Below are 13,230 nucleotides of genomic sequence, written 5' to 3' on the forward strand. Positions count from 1 at the left end.
CGCGGGCCCGCCGTGCCGGCGCGCACAGTGCCGGAGGCGTCGTGCCGGGGCCGGCCTGTCACCACTCTGTCCCGATGGTGTCCTGAAGAGGCCAAGCACCGGCGCCCGGCGGCCCGGCACCCCTAGGGTTCTGTGCACCGGGTCCAGCAGCCCGGTTCCCGCCGCGCCCCTGGAGTGACCGTGCCGAGCCACAGACCCGTCACCGCCCGCCGCCTTCCCGCCCGCCTGAGCCTGGCCGCCGCCGGTGCGGCCCTCGCCCTCGCGCTCACCGCCTGCGGACCGGAGGAGACCCCCGGGGTCGCCGACGGCCCCGCCGCGACCGGGGCCGCCCCGAGCAGCCCGGCCGCCGCCCCCGCCACCACCCCGCCCGCGACGGGGAAGACCCCCGCGCCGGCCCCCACCGCCACCGCGGCCCCGGCCGGGAAGCGGAAGGTCGCGACGGCGCGGACGGCCGGCGGGCTGGCCGTGTACACCGGGCAGGGTGCCGTGTCCGACGTGGCGATCGACCCCGGGGAGATGCGGGACGGCATGAACCTCGTCGTCTCGGAGTACGCGCCGGCCGCCAAGGGCACCGACCGCAGGATCCTCCTGGTCGCGGTCGACAACGTCCCCGAGGACCCGAACAAGCGCCGCGAGCACCTGTGGCGCGGCCTGATCGACTACGCGCTGGACGGCGGCTCCACCGGCAGCCCGGGTACCGCCGCGCCGTACGGGCCCGGGCCGCTGGGCGGCTCGGTCGAGTGCCTGGGCCTGCCCGAGGCCGCCACCACCGACGTGCTCTGCGGCTGGGCGGACGCCTCCACCGCGGGCGTCGCGCTGTTCCCGAAGAGCACCGTCAAGGAGGCCGCCGCGCTGTTCATCGCGATGCGCTCCGACATCGAGCACTGATCCCGGCGGCCGTCGAGCACTGATCCCGGCGGCCGGACCGCCCGGGAACGACGAAGCGGTGGCGGCACACCCCCCGACCGGGTGCACCGCCACCGCCGTCACTCACCTCGGTGAGCCGCTGTCATCCGATCAGCAGGCTCCGAGGTCGCTCCAGACGCCCCACGCACCGGTGGTCGTGGGGTCCTCGCCCTTGGTCCACCACTTGTTGCTGTAGTAGTGGCCCTTCCACGACACCTTGGTGGTGGTCGCGTAGGTGGCCCCGGCGTCCCAGCTCGGGGCACCGGTGCAGGCACCGGCGGTGGCCGTCGCGGTGGGCGAGACGGTCGCCGTGGCGGTCGCGGTCGGCGAGGCCGTCGCGGTGGCCGTGGCGGTCGGCGAGGCGGTCGCGGTGGGCGAGGCCGTCACGGTCGGCGAGGCGGTGGCCGTGGCGGTCGGGCTCGGCGAGGAGGTGCCGCCGGTCGCGCCGCGGGTCAGGTCGCCGGTCAGGCCGTAGAGCGTGCCCGCGACGTTCACCGTCCAGTTGGCCGGGGTCGAGACCGGCAGGTAGTAGGTGAAGTCCAGGTCGACGGAGGCGCCGGGCGCCAGCGACTGCCAGCCGGGCAGCTTCACCGAGACGCGGTTGTAGGTGCCCTTGAGGCCGCCCACGTTGCCCGGGCCCGGGTTGTCCTGCTTGATGACGGTCAGGCCGAAGCCGGACTGGTCCTTGGCGTTGCCCGGGGCCGAGTTGCTGTAGTCGAACTGGAACTCGGTGCCGCCCGGCAGGGTCAGCGTCGAGTTGTTGACGATGTGGATCTTCGGGTTGATCGGGTAGTTCGAGTCACCCAGCGCGAAGTTGGTGTACGTCACGTCGATCGGCAGGGTCTGCTGCGGCAGCGCGATCGTGGAGCGGGTCGCGCCGTACGGCGAGGCGGCCTTGAACTTGTCGTACATCAGCGAGGTCAGCGTCGAGCCCTGCACGTACTGGCCCTTGCCGCCGTTGGCGGCCGCGTCCCACTTGTAGTCGCCCGCGAGCTCCCAGATCATCGTGCCGCCGGCACCCTGGTTGACGATGTAGTCGGCCTTGGCGCCCACCGACTGCTCGTCCTCGGTCGAGAGGAAGACCTTCTTGGTGTCGTTCCACAGCCACGGCGCCACCAGCGAGGAGCTGTAGTTGCGGGTGTAGGTGCCCTGCAGCGCGGTGTCGGTCACGCCGTACTTGGCGAGGTAGTCGGGGACGACGCCCTTCTCCAGGTTCTTGGCGTGCCACATCGGGTTCGACCCGGCCGGGGACTCCTTGCCCGCGGTGTCCTTGTCGTTCCAGATGTTGTCGATGCCGACGGCACCGTCACCGCACGCGGTGAGACCGGCGCCGGCCGGGCAGGTGGTGGCGCTCGCCGTGCCCCAGAGGCCGTTGGTGCCACCGGTCACGTTCTTGAAGCCGCGGGTGTAGTACGGCAGGCCGACGTTGATCCGGCCGGCCGGCATGGCGCCGCGGAAGTAGTGGAACGCCCAGTCGGCGTTCAGGTAGCCGATGCCGCCGTACTGCGCGGTGCCGTAGACGTTGGCGGCCGCCAGCTCGCCGTCCTTGCCGTCGTCGAACAGCGAGGCGTTCGGGCCGACGTACTTGTTCCAGGCGCCGTGCAGGTCGTACGACATGATGTTCACGTAGTCGAGGTACTGCGCCGGCTGGTAGGTCTCCATGCCGCGCAGCAGGTAGCCCGAGGACGGGGCCGCGACCGAGAGCAGGTAGTGCTTGCCGTCGGCGGCGCCGGCCCGGTCGAGCTTCTCGCGCAGGGTCTTCATCAGGGCCGCGTAGCCCTTGGCCAGCGCACCGCGACGGGCGTTGGCGAGCGTCCAGTCCTGCGGGTTGCCCGCGTCCTTCATCGAGGTCGCGTACTCGTAGTCGATGTCGACGCCGTTGAAGCCGTACTTCTTGATGAAGTCGACCGCCGAGGCCGAGAAGGTGTCGATGCCCGCCTGGTTGACGGTGCCGTCGGCGTTGGTGGTCACCGAGTAGAAGCCGCCGGAGTTGACCCGGTTGCCGTCGTCACCGAAGTAGCCGCCGGTCTCGGTCCAACCCCCCACCGAGATCATCGTCTTGACGTTCGGGTACTGCTTCTTGTACTTGGTCAGCAGGTTGAAGTGGCCCTTGTACGGGAGCGTCGGGTCCATCTCCGCGCCGGCCACGCCGGGGAAGGTCATCCCGGTGGCCTCGTTGTTCGGGCCGTCCGTGCCGACCGACAGCTTGTTGTCGCTGCCGATGTGCCCGAACGCGTAGTTCAGGTGGGTGACCTTGTCCCACGGGATGTTGTTCACCAGGTAGGCGGGGGTCCCGTCCTTACCGGTGCGCCAGCCCGTGAAGTAGCCGATGATGCGGCGCTGGTGGTCGGCGCCCATCTTCTCGCGGCCGGCCTCGTCGTAGACGGAGCAGTAGGGCACGTCCACGCCGGGCGTGGTGTACATGCCGTCGGGGCGACAGCTGGCGTTGTCGACGGTGGCCGACGCCTGCGACGGCGCCGCGCCCAGGGTGGCGACCAGCAGGCCGGCCAGCCCGGCGGCGGCGAGCGTGGCGAGGCCCGCCCGGACGCCGGGGCTCTTCTCGCGGCGAGCAGCGGTGGGACGCTCCTCGGCCGTGCTTCGGATCAACACTCGGTCCTCCAGGAGAGAGTGCCGGCGCGTACCTGTGGGGAGCACGCACGTGGGGGATACAAGATTGGCGCTGAAGCTATGTGGTCTGGACCACTCCGGTCAATAGGTCCGTACCAATTGGCAAAGAAGTTACCAACTTGCCACCTCAGCGCCCTGCGCCGGCCCAACTCTCCTGCATACCCGTGACCCAGACGCCCCAACAGTCATCTGCACGAATGGGGACGGGCGCGCCATTCGACCCGGGGGGACACGCATGACCGTCACGTACGACCAGGGCGCCGTGCGGGCAGCCGTGGCGACTGCGGCCCCGCCGGACGAGGTCCTGCTCGCGCCGGGACGCGAGCCTGACCGCTACAGCCGCAGGTACCTGTGGGCAGGCTCGCCGAGTGGGCGATCGACACCTCCCACTTCACTCCGACCGGCACGACCTGCGCGAAGGAAGTGCTGAAGGAGGCCTCCCGCGGCATCGCCGGCGTCGCGCGCCACCTGGGCCGGCGTCAGTGCGGGGGGAACGCAGGCCCACATCGGGCGCCGGCTCCGGCACTTCGGGACTGCCAGGCCACCACGGACACGTACTACGGCCGGGACAGAACAGGCGGGCGTCATCCATGAAGGCCGATCAGGTACCGCCGCAGCGGCAAATGACAGTGTCCACGGAGCGGCAGACCCCCTAGACTGAGCGCATGCGGCCGTGGCGGAATCGGCAGACGCCCTGGCTTTAGGTGCCAGTGGGCCTTGTGCCCGTGAGGGTTCGAATCCCTCCGGCCGCACTTGCCTCAGAAACGAAGGCCCGCTCGGATCGCTCCGAGCGGGCCTTCGACGTGCCGGCGGACGCTCCGTCAGCCCAGCAGCTCCCGCACCACCGGCGCCAGCGCCCGGAAGGCCTGGCCGCGGTGGCTGATCGCGTTCTTCTCGCCGGCGGTCAGCTCGGCGCAGGTGCGGGTCTCGCCGTGGGGCTGGAGGAGCGGGTCGTAGCCGAAGCCGCCGTCGCCCGCCGGGGCCGTGCGCAGCGTGCCGGGCAGGGTGCCCTCGACCACGCGCTCGGTGCCGTCGGGCAGGGCCAGGGCGGCGGCGCAGGCGAAGTGCGCGCCGCGGTGCTCGGGGGCGATGTCGGAGAGCTGGGCGAGCAGCAGGTCGAGGTTGGCGCGGTCGTCGCCGTGCTTGCCGGCCCAGCGGGCGGAGAAGATGCCGGGGGCGCCGCCCAGGACGTCGACACAGAGGCCGGAGTCGTCGGCGACGGCGGGCAGTCCGGTGGCCTTGGCGAGGGCGTGCGCCTTGAGGAGGGCGTTCTCGGCGAAGGTGACGCCGGTCTCGGCGACGTCGGGGATCTCGGGGTACGCGTCGGCGCCGACCAGCTCGACGTCCAGTCCGGCGGCGCCGAGGATGGCGCGCAGCTCGGTGACCTTGTGCTGGTTGCGGGTGGCGAGGACGAGTCGGCGGGTGCTCATGGGCTCCACCCTAGCCAAGTCGGGGCGGGTGCCCGGGCCGGGCGCGGCGTCAGCCGGTGCAGACCTGGGTGAGGTTGCCGGCGGCGTCGCCGAGCGGCTTGAGGTCGGGGACCTGCTTGGCGTTGACGGCCTGCTGGACCTTGTCGACCTGGGTGGTGAGGTCGGTGATGGCCTTCGAGACGTCGGTGTTCTTGGAGTTCTTGCCGAGCTGGTCGAGGTCGTTCTTGAGCTTCTGGAGGGCCTGTCCGGCGGCGGCCGCGTCGTTGCTCGCGTTGTTGAAGGCGGTGGTGACGTCGGTGATGTCGCTGCTGATCTTGATGGCGGTGTTGCCGCAGTCGAGGGCCTTCTGAGCCGCCGAGCAGCTGACCGCGCTGAGCGGGAGGATCGCGATCAGCGCCGCCGCGGCGAGGGTGGCGGGGCGGGTGATGCTCTGGGGCATCCGGTCCTCCTGGGTGCGCGGGTTCCGCGGGGAAGGACGCCGGTGGTGTTCCGGTGGTTCCCGGTGCGGGGTGCTGCGGGAACGGTACGGGCTCCGGGCCCGGCCTGTACAGCAGCCGGTGTCCGGAGCCCGTGTCGCGCGCGGCGGGTCGGACCGGTCAGGCGCCGAGGGCCTTGCGCTGGATCTCGTCGAGTTCGGCGCAGCCGAGGGTGCCGAGGTCGAGGAGCTGGTCGAGCAGGGCGCGGTCGAAGGGGGCGCCTTCGGCGGTGCCCTGGACCTCGACGAAGCGGCCGTCGGAGGTGCAGACGATGTTCATGTCGGTCTCGGCGCGGACGTCCTCCTCGTACTGGAGGTCGAGCATCGGGACACCGTCGATGATGCCGACGCTGACGGCGCTGACGCCGCCGGTGATGGGCTGTCCCTTGGCGCGGAGGATCTTCTTGTCGCGGGCCCAGGAGACGGCGTCCACGAGGGCGACGTAGGCGCCGGTGATGGCGGCGGTGCGGGTGCCGCCGTCGGCCTGCAGGACGTCGCAGTCGAGGACGATGGTGTTCTCGGCGAGGGCGCGGTGGTCGATGACGGCGCGCAGCGAGCGGCCGATGAGGCGGCTGATCTCGTGGGTGCGGCCGCCGATGCGGCCCTTGACGGCTTCGCGGTCGCCGCGGGTGTTGGTGGCGCGCGGGAGCATGGAGTACTCGGCGGTGACCCAGCCTTCGCCGCTGCCCTTGCGCCAGCGGGGGACGCCTTCGGTGACGCTGGCGGTGCAGAGCACCTTGGTGTCGCCGTAGGAGACGAGGACGGAGCCTTCGGCGTGCTTGCTCCAGCCTCGTTCGATGGTGATGGGGCGGAGCTGGTCGGGGGTGCGGCCGTCGATGCGTGACATAGCGTCCGAGCGTAGTCGGTCCTGGTGGCGGGCTCGGGAACGCGGACGGCCCGCGCGGCAGCGGGTGCTGCTGGGCGGGCCGTGTGGGTGACCGGTGGGGTCAGGTCACATCATGTCTTCGATGTCGGCCGCGATGGGGTCGGCGTCGGTGCCGATGACGACCTGGATGGCGGTGCCCATCTTCACGACGCCGTGGGCGCCGGCGGCCTTGAGGGCTGCTTCGTTGACCAGGGAGGCGTCCTTGACCTCGGTGCGCAGGCGGGTGATGCAGCCTTCGACCTCTTCGATGTTGTCGATGCCGCCGAGACCGGCGACGATCTTCTCAGCCTTGCTGGCCATGTCTTTCTCCCTCTGTCTCGGCGTCGGCTGCTTTGCCGGGTGCCGTACTGCCTTGTGCTGCGGTGTGTGGTCGGCGCTGACGCGGGCTCATGTGCCGTGTCGCGTCAGCAGCGCGACCAGCATCACCCGAGTTCGACCGGTTTGCCAGGTTAGTCCACGTTTGGCGCACTTCGGCGCGCGCCCTCTGGATCTTCGTCCGAGGATGGCGGGGAGCGGAACCTCCGGTCGCCTGGCACGCCACCCACAGCACCCGAGTGGTCTACACCAATCTTACGTCCACTCCGGTGAACGCGGGAAACGCCCCAGGTGTTCCGAGAGCTCACGCCGACCGACACGGACCGGGCACTGCTCTCGGAGGGCCATGATGAGTTCAGCGGGCGCCGCATCGTCACAGGCGAAATGGTGGCACGGCTTCTACGGTGGCCTCCAGAAGATGGGTCGCAGCCTCCAGCTGCCGGTGGCCGTGCTGCCCGCCGCGGGCATCCTCAACCGGCTGGGCCAGGACGACGTCTTCGGCAAGGACGGCCTCGGCTGGGACAACGTCGCCAAGGTCTTCGCGGCGGCCGGCGGCGCCCTGCTCGACTCCGGACTCGGCCTGCCGCTGCTGTTCTGCATCGGCGTGGCGATCGGCATGGCCAAGAAGGCGGACGGCTCCACCGCGCTCGCCGCAGTGGTCGGCTTCCTGGTCTACTACAAGGTGCTCCAGGCGTTCCCGGAGGTCTGCCCGGCGCCGACCAAGCTGATCGGCAACCGCTGTGTGGACCCGCAGTCGCTCGCGGCCGAGGCGGCCGTCTACCAGAACCCCGGCGTCCTGGGCGGCATCCTGATCGGCCTGTTCTCCGCCTGGCTCTGGGTCCGCTTCCACCGCACCAAGCTGGTCGACTGGCTGGGCTTCTTCAACGGCCGCCGCCTGGTCCCGATGATCACCGCCCTGATGGGCATGCTGCTGGCCTGCCTGGCGGTCTGGGTCTGGCCGCCGATCGGGCGGGCCATGACCGACTTCAGCCAGTGGCTGGTCGACCTCGGCTCCGGCGGCTCCGGGATCTTCGGCGTGGCCAACCGCACCCTGCTGCTGATCGGCATGCACCAGTTGCTCAACACCTTCGTCTGGTTCCAGTTCGGCGACTACACCAAGGCGAACGGCGAGGTGGTGCACGGCGACATCCCGCGCTTCCTCGCGGGCGACCCGACGGCCGGGCAGTTCACCTCCGGCTTCTTCCCGATCATGATGTTCGCCCTGCCCGCAGCCGCCCTGGCCATCGCGCACGCCGCCAAGCCGCACCGCCGCAAGGAGATCTACGGCCTGATGCTGTCGGTCGGCCTGACCTCCTTCGTCACCGGCGTCACCGAGCCGATCGAGTACTCCTTCGCCTACATCGCCCCCGCCCTGTACGCGGTGCACGCCCTGCTGACGGGCGCCTCGATGGCGGTCACCTGGGGGCTGGGGGTGCACGACGGCTTCAGCTTCTCGGCCGGCCTGATCGACTACGTCATCAACTGGTCGCTGGCCACCAAACCCTGGCTGATCATCCCGATCGGCCTCTGCTTCGCGGTGGTCTACTACCTGCTGTTCCTCTTCATCATCAAGAGATTCAACCTGAAAACGCCCGGCCGGGAGGACGAGGACGAAGTCGAGGACGTCACCAAGGCGTAGCCGGGAATTCTCCCGCGGAGCAGGCCCCCGCCCTTTCGGCCCGGGGGCCTATTCCGTGCCGGAACGGCCGGTAACAACTGCTGTAAACGCCTGCACCGAATTCCCCGCGGCAGATTTCCCCGCCCTTTCGACAGCTCCCGCCCGAGGGGCCGGCCGGCCGGTGACGCCGGGGCCGGGCGGCGGGGCCGGTGCCCGAGGGGCCCGCCCCTGGGCCGGGTGGCGGTGACGGCGGGGCCGGCGGGCCACCCGGCGGCCCCGCGGGTGTCGCCCCTAGGCAGGTCGGCGGCATTCCGGGTGGTCCCGGCGGCCGTTCCGGGCGGCCGGACGGCGGGGGGCCGGAAATCCGGCGGAATGCCCTCGGGTCCGGCCGCCCGGCGCGTGTCGCGATCCGGGCGAAGTTGTGCAGTTCCGGCGATGATCGACCACTTCGGATTCCATCGCCCCCGGTTCGTGGCAGGCTACTTGTTCGTGATGATGTCCGGTCAGGCGGAGTGCCGCGCACACCGCCGCAGGCCAGGCCCCTGCGGACGGCGCCCGGGGCGTCCCGGCGGCGCCAGCCGGCCGGTCCGGATCGTGCTCACCCGGCCTTCACGGCAGCCGCCCGCCGTTCGCCGTCGTCCGGCCCGGGGCCGCCCCGGGGGAGGTGGCCGTGCGGACATCCCCGGGGGCCGACCGTTCGTCCACCACCGCCCGACCGGCCCCGCCGGCCGGCGCCGGGCGGCCATTTTGTTGCGCAAATCGCCAAAGTCCCAATCCGCTCCCCGGAAACATGATCGCGAATCCTCGGGAAGGTTTCGATTTCATAGCGCTTCCCGCCCGTGCCCCTATCCGGGGTTCCCCCCCTTCTCGGCTCGTGCTAGAAAACTGGTCTACACCACGTGTGGTGTAGACCAGTTCGCGGCGGTCCTCGTCCCCTGCTCCACCCGACCGCCCCTGCCGTAAGGAACCTCCCCCATGACTACGTCTGCGAAGGCACCGGCGCCCGACGCGGCCCCGGTCCCGGCCTCGGCGCCGAGCCCCGCCAAGAAGTACGGCCAGAGCGTCCTCCAGGGGCTGCAGAAGATCGGCCGCAGCCTCCAGCTCCCGATCGCCGTGCTGCCCGCCGCGGGCCTGCTGCTCCGTCTGGGCCAGGACGACGTCTTCGGCAAGGACGGCCTCGGCTGGGGCAAGGTCGCCTCCGTCTTCGTCACCGCCGGTGACGCGGTCTTCGGCAACCTGCCGATGCTGTTCGCGGTCGGCATCGCCATCGGCTTCGCCAAGAAGGCCGACGGCTCCACCGCGCTCGCCGCGCTGGTCGGCTTCCTGGTCTACAAGAACGTGCTGACCGCCTTCCCGATCACCGAGGCCAAGGTGGTCGACGGCAAGTACCTCGCCGCCACCTACCAGAACCCCGGCGTGCTCGGCGGCATCGTGATCGGCCTGCTGGCCGCCATGCTGTGGCAGAAGTACCACCGCACCCGGCTGGTCGACTGGCTCGGCTTCTTCAACGGCCGCCGCCTCGTCCCGATCATCATGGCCTTCGTCGGGACCGCCGTCGGCGTGCTCTTCGCCCTCACCTGGGGCCCCATCGGCGACGCCATCAAGAGCCTGAACGACACCCTGATCGGTGCCGGTGCGCTCGGCGCGGGCGCCTTCGGCCTGGTCAACCGCGGCCTGCTGCCGGTCGGCATGCACCAGTTCGTCAACTCCTACGCCTGGTTCCAGACCGGTGACTTCACCAAGGCCGACGGCACCGTCGTGCACGGCGACCTCAACCGCTTCTTCGCCGGCGACCCGACCGCCGGACAGTTCATGTCGGGCTTCTACCCGATCATGATGTTCGCGCTGCCCGCCGCCGCCCTGGCCATCGCGCACGCCGCCAAGCCGCACCGCCGCAAGGCCGTGATGGGCATGATGATGTCGCTGGCCCTGACCTCCTTCGTCACCGGTGTCACCGAGCCGATCGAGTTCGCCTTCGTCTTCATCGCCCCCGCCCTGTACGTCATCCACGCGCTGCTGACCGCCGTCTCGATGGCCGTCACCTGGGCCCTCGGCGTGCACGACGGCTTCACCTTCTCGGCCGGCCTGATCGACTACGCGCTCGCCTGGAACAAGGCCTCCAGCCCCTGGATGATCATCCCGATCGGCCTGGTCTTCGCGGCCCTGTACTACTTCCTCTTCCGCTTCGCGATCACCAAGTTCGACCTCAAGACCCCCGGTCGCGAGGACGACGAGGAGATCGAGGACGTCACCAAGGCCTGACGCCCACGCGCCATCACACCCCGCGTCACCCGCCCCGCCCCGCCGCTCGCTGCCCGAGCGGTGGGGCGGGGCGTTTTCGTGCCCGTCCGGGCCCACCCGGACCGGACCGGACGGGGCGTCCTCCGGAAGACGGTTGACGAATCGGCAAGATCGCTGGTCCACTGGGGCGATGAAGGCCCGGCGCATTCTGGTCACCCGCAGCCACATCGACTTCGGTCGCGTGTGGTCCGCGGCGTGTCGCGCCTGACCCCTTCCCCCGCGGCTGCCCGGCTGACGACCCCGCCCGGCCCTGCCCGCCCCCAGCAACTCGTGTCGCCCGTCAAGGGCTCCCCGCCACGTACCCGCACGAGGAAATCAAGGCTTCCCCATGCCCCGCCAGCTGCACTTCTCCGCTGCCCTGGACAGCCCCGGACACGTCCGGGCCGACCACTACACCGCGCTCGCCCGGGCCGCCGAGCGCGCCACCCTGGACTTCGTCACCCTGGACGACTCCTTCACCGCCGCACCGCACCGGCCGGACGCCCTGGCCGCCTTCGCCCGGCTCGCCCCGGCGACCGGGCGGATCGGGCTGGTACCGGCCGTCACCACCACGCACACCGAGCCGTTCCACACCTCGATCTCCGTCAACACCCTGGACTGGGTGAGCGAGGGCCGGGCCGGCTGGCTGGTCACCGTCTCCGGCACCGAGGAGGAGGCCCGCGCCTTCGGCCGGCGGCCGGTCGCCCCGCCGCCGGAGCTGTGGGCCGAGGCCGCCGACGCCGTCGAGGTCGCCGCCCGGCTCTGGGACAGCTGGGAGGACGACGCCGAGATCCGCGACATCGCCACCGGCCGCTTCATCGACCGCGAGAAGCTGCACTACACCGACTTCCAGGGCCGGTACTTCTCGGTCCGCGGCCCGTCCATCACCCCGCGCCCGCCCCAGGGCCGCCCGGTCGTGGTGGTGGCGCTGGCCGCCGACGACCTGCCCGAGCGGACCGCCCTGGCCACCCGGTACGCCGACGTCGTCCTGCTGGACGCCCCCGGCCCCGACGCCGCCCGGGCCGCCGCCGACCGGCTCCGGCTCCAGGCCGGCGAGCAGCTGCGGATCCTGCTGCGCCTCGGCCTCGCCCTCCCCGACCGGGCCGCGGCGGACGCGCTGACCGAGCGGATCGCCCGCACCGGCGGGGTGGACGGGTTCCACCTCGTCCCCGCCGATCCCGGCCGTGACCTCGCCGCCTTCGCCGACCGGGTGGCGCCGGCCCTGCGGGCCCGCGGGCTGCTGCGGGCCCGATACACCGGCCGTACCCTGCGCGACCACCTCGGCCTGGCCCGGCCCGCCAGCCGCTACGCCGCCGGCCCCGACCCGGTCGCCGCCACCGCCCCCGCCGCCACCCGCTCCCCCGCCGAGGTGTCCCGATGACCGGCCGTCCGCTGAAGCAGATCCACCTCGCCGCGCACTTCCCCGGGGTCAACAACACCACGGTGTGGACGGACCCGGCCTCCCGCAGCCAGATCGAGTTCTCCTCGTTCCGGCATCTCGCCGAGACCGCCGAGCGCGGGAAGTTCGACTTCTTCTTCCTCGCCGAGGGGCTGCGGCTGCGGGAGGTGAAGGGCCGGATCCACGATCTGGACGTGGTGGGCCGGCCGGAGTCGATCACCGTGCTGAACGCGCTGGCGGCGGTCACCGACCGGCTCGGGCTGGCGGCGACGGTGAACGCGACCTTCAACGAACCGTACGAACTGGCCCGGCGGCTGGCCTCGCTCGACCACCTGTCCGAGGGCCGGGCGGCCTGGAACGTGGTGACCTCCTCGGACGCCTTCACCGGGGAGAACTTCCGCCGCGGCGGCTACCTGGACCGCGCCGACCGTTACACCCGGGCCGCCGAGTTCGTCCGGCTCGCCCGGGAGTTCTGGGACGCCGACGGCGCGCAGGTGCGCCATGCGGGACCGCAGTTCGACGTGACGGGCACGCTGTCGCTGCCGCGTCCCCCGCAGGGCCACCCGGTGGTGATCCAGGCGGGCGACTCGGAGGAGGGGCGGGAGTTCGCGGCCTCCGCGGCGGACGTGATCTTCAGCCGGCACAGCACGCTGGAGGCCGGGCAGGCCTTCCACGCGGACGTGAAGCGGCGGCTCGCCGCGTACGGGCGCAAGCCGGACGACCTGAAGATCATGCCCGGGGTGACGTACGTGCTGGGCGACACCGACGCGGACGCCCACGAGCGGGCGGCCGAGATCCGCCGGGCCCAGGTCGGGCCGCGGACGGCGATCGCGTTCCTGGAGCAGGTGTGGGGCGTCGACCTCTCCGACCACGACCCGGACGGGCCGCTGCCGGCGGCCGACCCGGTGCCCGACAGCGAGCTGGTGCAGGGCCGGACCAGGCTGGGGGACCCGCTGGAGATCGCCGCCAGGTGGCGGGCCACCGCCGCCGAGAAGAACCTGACCACCCGTGAGCTGGTGATCGAGCTGACCGGGCGGCAGTCCTTCATCGGCTCGGCGAGCACCGTCGCGGCGCAGCTCGACGAGCACGTGCAGAACGACGCCGCGGACGGCTTCATCCTCGTGCCGCACCTGACTCCGGGCGGCCTGGACGACTTCGTCGACCAGGTGGTGCCGCTGCTGCAGGAGCGCGGGGTGTTCCGGACGGAGTACACCGGCCGGACGCTGCGCGAGCACCTCGGGCTGCCGTCCCCGGCCGGGGGCTGAGCCCGGGCGGAGCGGACGGACCGGACGG

The 13,230-nt window shown here is 71.7% G+C and carries 9 protein-coding genes, 1 tRNA gene and 1 pseudogene; 6 read left to right on the top strand and 5 right to left on the bottom strand.

Features of this window, described 5'->3' with window-relative positions; genetic code table 11:
- Positions 1-180 precede the first annotated feature (180 nt).
- Complete coding sequence (locus tag J2S46_RS15410; protein WP_191290063.1) at positions 181-888, top strand: hypothetical protein; 708 nt, start codon at positions 181-183, stop codon at positions 886-888.
- 129 nt (positions 889-1,017) lie between these two features.
- Here the strand turns inward: J2S46_RS15410 and J2S46_RS15415 are convergent, their stop codons facing one another.
- Complete coding sequence (locus J2S46_RS15415) at positions 1,018-3,510, bottom strand: chitinase C-terminal domain-containing protein (RefSeq protein WP_370882313.1); 2,493 nt, start codon at positions 3,508-3,510, stop codon at positions 1,018-1,020.
- Between the two features lie 691 nt (positions 3,511-4,201).
- Here J2S46_RS15415 and J2S46_RS15420 point away from each other — a divergent pair.
- Positions 4,202-4,286: transfer RNA gene (locus tag J2S46_RS15420), tRNA-Leu, on the top strand.
- A gap of 69 nt (positions 4,287-4,355) precedes the next feature.
- On the opposite strand, the gene rdgB is transcribed toward J2S46_RS15420, so the two are convergent.
- The 4 genes and pseudogenes from rdgB to J2S46_RS15440 form a co-directional block, all read right to left on the bottom strand.
- Positions 4,356-4,964 carry an RdgB/HAM1 family non-canonical purine NTP pyrophosphatase gene (gene rdgB, locus J2S46_RS15425; protein WP_191290065.1) on the bottom strand — a complete coding sequence of 203 codons (609 nt, stop codon included), beginning with the start codon at positions 4,962-4,964 and terminating at the stop codon, positions 4,356-4,358.
- A gap of 49 nt (positions 4,965-5,013) precedes the next feature.
- Positions 5,014-5,403, bottom strand: a complete 390-nt coding sequence (locus J2S46_RS15430; RefSeq protein ID WP_073923071.1) for a hypothetical protein — start codon at positions 5,401-5,403, stop codon at positions 5,014-5,016.
- 157 nt (positions 5,404-5,560) lie between these two features.
- Positions 5,561-6,286: a ribonuclease PH gene (rph, locus tag J2S46_RS15435; RefSeq protein ID WP_190211352.1), complete on the bottom strand. Its 726-nt coding sequence runs from the start codon at positions 6,284-6,286 to the stop codon at positions 5,561-5,563.
- Between the two features lie 105 nt (positions 6,287-6,391).
- Positions 6,392-6,628: pseudogene (locus tag J2S46_RS15440) on the bottom strand (PTS sugar transporter subunit IIB); the annotation flags it as partial.
- Positions 6,629-6,989: 361 nt separating this feature from the next.
- On the opposite strand from J2S46_RS15440, the gene J2S46_RS15445 reads away from it, so the two are divergent.
- The 4 genes from J2S46_RS15445 to J2S46_RS15460 all read left to right on the top strand — a co-directional run bounded on the left by J2S46_RS15445 (position 6,990) and on the right by J2S46_RS15460 (position 13,202).
- The gene (locus J2S46_RS15445; RefSeq protein ID WP_191290066.1) at positions 6,990-8,279 is read left to right on the top strand and encodes a PTS transporter subunit EIIC; all 1,290 of its coding nucleotides are present in this window, start codon (positions 6,990-6,992) and stop codon (positions 8,277-8,279) included.
- 954 nt (positions 8,280-9,233) lie between these two features.
- Positions 9,234-10,520 (top strand): PTS transporter subunit EIIC, encoded by a 1,287-nt coding sequence (locus tag J2S46_RS15450; protein WP_191290067.1) that lies wholly within the window; start codon positions 9,234-9,236, stop codon positions 10,518-10,520.
- A 367-nt stretch (positions 10,521-10,887) separates the two neighbouring features.
- Positions 10,888-11,919 (top strand): LLM class flavin-dependent oxidoreductase, encoded by a 1,032-nt coding sequence (locus tag J2S46_RS15455; RefSeq protein WP_191290068.1) that lies wholly within the window; start codon positions 10,888-10,890, stop codon positions 11,917-11,919.
- Complete coding sequence (locus tag J2S46_RS15460) at positions 11,916-13,202, top strand: LLM class flavin-dependent oxidoreductase (protein WP_191290069.1); 1,287 nt, start codon at positions 11,916-11,918, stop codon at positions 13,200-13,202. The genes J2S46_RS15455 and J2S46_RS15460 overlap by 4 nt, the downstream gene beginning before the upstream one ends.
- Positions 13,203-13,230 lie beyond the last annotated feature (28 nt).

This window comes from Kitasatospora herbaricolor, from assembly GCF_030813695.1.
Taxonomy (GTDB): Bacteria; Actinomycetota; Actinomycetes; order Streptomycetales; family Streptomycetaceae; genus Kitasatospora; species Kitasatospora herbaricolor.

What these genes read in the sequence shown, in the direction of transcription:
- J2S46_RS15445 (WP_191290066.1), top strand. Translation starts at nt 6,990, where the DNA reads ATGAGTTCAGCGGGCGCCGCATCGTCACAGGCGAAATGGTGGCACGGC.
- J2S46_RS15430 (WP_073923071.1), bottom strand. Translation starts at nt 5,403, where the DNA reads ATGCCCCAGAGCATCACCCGCCCCGCCACCCTCGCCGCGGCGGCGCTG.
- rdgB (WP_191290065.1), bottom strand. Translation starts at nt 4,964, where the DNA reads ATGAGCACCCGCCGACTCGTCCTCGCCACCCGCAACCAGCACAAGGTC.
- J2S46_RS15460 (WP_191290069.1), top strand. Translation starts at nt 11,916, where the DNA reads ATGACCGGCCGTCCGCTGAAGCAGATCCACCTCGCCGCGCACTTCCCC.
- rph (WP_190211352.1), bottom strand. Translation starts at nt 6,286, where the DNA reads ATGTCACGCATCGACGGCCGCACCCCCGACCAGCTCCGCCCCATCACC.
- J2S46_RS15450 (WP_191290067.1), top strand. Translation starts at nt 9,234, where the DNA reads ATGACTACGTCTGCGAAGGCACCGGCGCCCGACGCGGCCCCGGTCCCG.
- J2S46_RS15455 (WP_191290068.1), top strand. Translation starts at nt 10,888, where the DNA reads ATGCCCCGCCAGCTGCACTTCTCCGCTGCCCTGGACAGCCCCGGACAC.